The sequence below is a fragment of the Vibrio sp. 10N.222.49.C12 genome, from assembly GCF_041475025.1.
Classification (GTDB): domain Bacteria; phylum Pseudomonadota; class Gammaproteobacteria; order Enterobacterales; family Vibrionaceae; genus Vibrio; species Vibrio crassostreae_C.
In genome coordinates this window covers 1-733 of the sequence record NZ_JBFRVF010000104.1, presented here as the reverse complement: position 1 = coordinate 733, position 733 = coordinate 1, and the positions used below count along the sequence as shown (strand labels likewise).

The following is a 733-nucleotide window of genomic DNA, read 5'->3' as shown; positions in this document are numbered from 1 at the left end:
TCTTAAAAAGCCCTTTTTTTTCGATATAAGCCTTCATTACTTTGAGGCAGCCTTCCGTAGTTTCTGAAGGAAAGAACTCTGCATGAACGTCACTGGTTGCGTCATCAATCATAGCAATAAGGCAGGACTTTTTGTCCCCGAACCAAAGGTGAGGGCTGCCGTCCATTTGCAGCATTAAGCCTTCTGCCTCCATGCGCTCTCGTCGTCTTCTTACTTTGGAGCGGCGATGTTTAGCTCGTTTTACGTGATGGATTTCGTGCGCCCAGGTACGAAGTGTCTCTCGCTTTACTTTGATGCCTTCAAACACTTCCAGCATGTCTGCCAAATGAAGTATGTTAAAGTCGTAATACTTGGCTTTTATCAGAGCTTGAACTTGCTTCTTTAAGGTCACGGGGATTTTATTAGCAGGTGCTCTTCCTGTGTTGCCATGAACAACGAAACGAATACCATCGGTACGGTATCGCCTAAGGTAACGTTCAATGGTTCGGGGGGATTTATTGAGCAGTTTCGAGGCATTGAGAATAGAGATTTTGTTAAGTGCCACTTTAGCAATGACATCCACGGTAAGTTGGGATTTAGCATCCATAACGATCATCCTATACACCCTTTGACTAATTCACAGTGATAGTCAAAGGATTACGTAAAAAGTAGAACCGTCAATTTCCCTCGGTAATTAGGCTAACGACAAAGTCGCTTGGTAGTTAAGGTACGACAGAATCGCTTGGTGATCACA

At 43.9% G+C, this 733-nt stretch carries 1 pseudogene; it reads right to left on the bottom strand.

From position 1 onward, the window contains the following. Nucleotides 1-595 (bottom strand): annotated as a pseudogene (locus tag AB4583_RS20715) (ISNCY family transposase); the annotation flags it as partial. Nucleotides 596-733 lie beyond the last annotated feature (138 nt).